Raw genomic sequence first — 3,709 nt, 5'->3', positions numbered from 1 at the left:
GCGCCCGTCATACCCGTTACGCTGCTCGACGAAGGGGGTCCCTTTTGCACGCCGATAGGGGGTCCTTTTTGGACGCCGATTGACAGAAATAGCAGCAGAATGCCGGCAAGCACGGCATAGCCGAGCATCCCTGCCGCAAGCACACGGTAGCCATGGGAGCGCGGGCTATCTGCGGCCAGACGCTCAAGCCGCTCGATCATTGGAGCGAAGCGCGGCTCCAGCGCCACCGCCCCGCCCCACTGGTTCGAACGGATATCCTCCACTTGGATTGACCGCATATCCGCCCCCCGATGCACCCTCGAAGTAATGCCGCGTGCTATGGTCTCCGTCCAGCGGCCGGCTATGGTGTCTGCTAAGCTACAATCTCCCGCGTCAGCCGCGCCGTTTTGGTGTCCGCAAGGCGGAAAATGAACCGCTCCCGGTCGGTCGGTGCATCTTCCGTCTTCCCGGGCGCGGACACGTGTCCATCTCGTCGGTACGAACGACACGCGGACGGTGAGTCTGCATGGGGAGGGCCGATCATTCTCCCGCAGGCAATCCGACCCGGAATTTTTTACCACCGTGATCTCGCGGAAAACGCCCATTCGCGCGTTGGTTACAGCCGGACGGTCGTGCCACCCGCACGGGCGCATCTCCTAGCCACGACCGATCCTATTGATAGTCATTATCATTAGTCGTATCTGCGCCCCCTCACAAAGGGGGCAAAATGAAACCGATCGCTTACTTGCTCTGCACCGGCATGGTGGTCGCCGCGACACCCAGTGCCGCGCAACAGACGGCCGACTCCACGCAAGACGTCCAACCGGACGACATCATCGTCACCGGTGAGAAGTCGAACCGAACGCTTCAGGACACAACCACCAGCGTTGCGGTCACCACGCCCGAGCGCATCCGGCAGGAGAACATTCTGACGATCCAGGATGTCTACAACCGCACTGCCAATGTCTCAGAAACCTACGGCTCCGCCGGCTTCACCATCCGCGGAATCAACAATAAGGGTGTAGGTGCCGGCGGCGATGCGGACACGGCGACCGTGTATGTGGACGGTGCGCCCATCCCGCGCCAGGCGCTATTCGGGGGACCGACGGATCTTTGGGACATCGATCAGGTCGAAATCCTACGCGGGCCGCAATCCACTATCCAGGGCTTGAACGCGTTGGCCGGCGCGATCGTGCTGACGACCCGCGATGCCTCCGTCGCCGACTATAGTGCGGACGGCCGCATCCTGTGGACGGACCGCAACGATCGCACCTTCTCGACCGCAGCAGGCGGACCGCTGATCCGCGACGAGCTGGGCATTCGCCTGTCGGCCGAACGCCGCGCAGATCGCGGCATCATCCGCAACGTCACGCGAGGTGGGTACGATGACAGCCTGCGCACGCTCAACCTGCGCGGCAAGCTCCAGTGGACGCCACGGTCGCTGCCCGGGCTCGACGTGAAGGCAAGCTACAATCGCGTCCGGCGCGATGGCGGCTATCTTTACGAATATACCAACCTCACCACGCCGGACTTCTACGATCATCGCCGCTCGACCAGCGACCAGCCTAACCGCGGCCACATCCGCTCCGACATCGCGGTGCTGAACGTCGGTTACAAGATCGCCCCCCGCCTGCGACTGTCGAGCGTCACCTCGTTCAATCGTACCGCGACGTTGGCGCAGACGGACGCGGACGGCACGGCCGCCGACGTCCAGTTCATCAGCAATGACAGTCGTTACCGGACCTGGACGCAGGAGCTCCGCCTCAATTACGACGGCGAGCGACTGAGCGGCGTGCTGGGCGCCTGGGCCTATCGGCGTTCCGGCGGGCTAGCCGCCAACAACCGCCTGAACATCGCAACGCCTGTCACCACAATCGTCGGACTGTTGCAGAGTGGCGGTTTCCCAGCCGCCGCTGCACGGCAGATCGCAACGGCCTATGCCACCGCGCTGCCGCAGATACCGGTCCGCTATAGCGCCGACCAGCCCTTGCTGGTGAAGAACGCCGCGCTGTTCGGGGACGGTCGCCTGCGCGTGACCGATCGCCTCTCGCTGCTCGCTGGCTTCCGCTACGATCACGAAGACAACCGCTACGGCGCGGAGACGATCGCGATCTTCAACGGCACATTGCCGAGCCCGGCCGCATTTGGCGCAGCGGGCACCCCGCTCAACCTGGCGGTGAACGCGATCAATCGCGGCGTGCTCGGGCTGGTCGCGCAGGCGGCATCGGCGCGGGCCAGCAGCGCCCGCAGCTTCGACGCCTTCCTGCCGAAGGCCGGCCTCAGCATGGAGTGGACGCCCGATCTGACCACCGCCTTTACCGTGCAGCGCGCCTATCGCTCTGGCGGCTCCAGCCAGAATCCGGCGCGCGCAACGCTCGTCGCCTATGATCCGGAATATAGCTGGAATTATGAAGGATCACTGCGCTCGCGCTGGCTGGGCGGCAGGCTGACGGTCAATGCCAACGTCTTCTACGTCGATTGGAAGGACCAGCAGACGACGGCCTTCTTCGGCCTCAACGCCTATGACTACTATACGGTGAACGCCGGCAAGTCGCACCTTTATGGCGGAGAGTTGGAGGTGCAGGGCCGCCTCAACCGCGTGTTCGACGCTTATGCTTCGGCCGGCTACGTTCGGACCAAATACGACCGCTTCGATCTGCCAGCGGGTTCGACCAGCACGGTCAACCTGGCCGGATCGCAATTCCCCTATGCGCCCCGCTGGACGCTGGCGGGCGGGATCAACGGCCGCGCCGGTGCCATCGTCGGCAACGTCAACGCCAATTATCGCAGCGGCGTCTTTACCGATGTCGGAACCGCGCAGAACCAGTCGCGAGTGTCCGGCCGCACGGTGGTGAATGCGCGGCTCGGCTATGATGCCGGTCGCTGGACCGTGTTCGCCTTCGCGCGGAACCTGCTGGACGAGGATTACCTCCAGTACCGCACCCCCGACGGCAATCGCGGCATCGTCGGCGATCCGCAGACGTTCGGTGTCGGTGTGGAACTGCATCTGTAACAGTCTTGGCCTCGCTCGTCGCGGTCGTCGGTGGCTTGGCCCATGCCACGCGGCTGCGGCGGGCACGAGCGGACCGGCAGCGCGAACGGGGCGGCCTCAAGGCCGCGACCGACGTTGAGCGCGGCGTGCGTCGGCACTCATCCCCATGGACATAGGCCGACGTGACGCTGCGCCCGTTGGTCTTGCCGACCGCCGGAAAGGCATCGTGCTGATGCGAGGCGAGGCGCTGTGCGCATGCCCGTCGCTGAGCCACGGCAGCCGATGGCGGTGCCGCGAGCGTGCGGCCGCCTTGAACGCCATGACGGCCTCAGGCGTGGCCTTCCGCCTGGATCATGGCCCTGCGCCAGCTCTGCTGGGCTTCGGTCCGCTAAGGCGGGCCGGGCAAGGCTGAAGTTGGGATAGGCACCGAGAGAAAGCAGCTTTCCTCCGCCAGGGAAGCGGCACTTCGTCCGCCATAGCTTGGCGCCGTTGAGGCGAACTACGAGGTCCGGTCGGCCAGCTTGTCGGCCTACTGCGATCTTTGGTTGCTGATGGGGCATCCGCCCCGGCAGGTCGCGCAAGAAAGGCATAAAAAAGCCGCCTCGGGGGTATCCTGAGACGGTTGTGGCTTTTTGGAAATGGTTGCGGGGACAGGATTTGAACCTGTGACCTTCAGGTTATGAGCCTGACGAGCTACCGGGCTGCTCCACCCCGCGACACTGCATTACCGGAGTGAGA

1 protein-coding gene, 1 tRNA gene and 1 pseudogene are annotated in these 3,709 nt (G+C 64.5%); 1 reads left to right on the top strand and 2 read right to left on the bottom strand.

Going from position 1 to position 3,709, the window contains the following annotated elements; all coding sequences use genetic code 11:
- Positions 1-227: pseudogene (locus ACGVWT_RS19100) on the bottom strand (hypothetical protein); the annotation flags it as partial.
- 479 nt (positions 228-706) lie between these two features.
- Here ACGVWT_RS19100 and ACGVWT_RS19095 point away from each other — a divergent pair.
- On the top strand, positions 707-2,992 hold the full coding sequence (locus ACGVWT_RS19095) for a TonB-dependent receptor (RefSeq protein WP_315463146.1): 2,286 nt from the start codon (positions 707-709) through the stop codon (positions 2,990-2,992).
- Between the two features lie 618 nt (positions 2,993-3,610).
- Here the strand turns inward: ACGVWT_RS19095 and ACGVWT_RS19090 are convergent.
- Positions 3,611-3,687, bottom strand: a tRNA-Met gene (locus ACGVWT_RS19090).
- Between the last annotated feature and the right edge of the window lie 22 nt (positions 3,688-3,709).

This window comes from Sphingomonas sp. S6, assembly GCF_043498045.1.
GTDB lineage: Bacteria > Pseudomonadota > Alphaproteobacteria > Sphingomonadales > Sphingomonadaceae > Sphingomonas.
This window is presented reverse-complemented; position numbering and strand designations above follow the sequence as displayed.

What these genes read in the sequence shown, in the direction of transcription:
- ACGVWT_RS19095 (WP_315463146.1), top strand. Translation starts at nt 707, where the DNA reads ATGAAACCGATCGCTTACTTGCTCTGCACCGGCATGGTGGTCGCCGCG.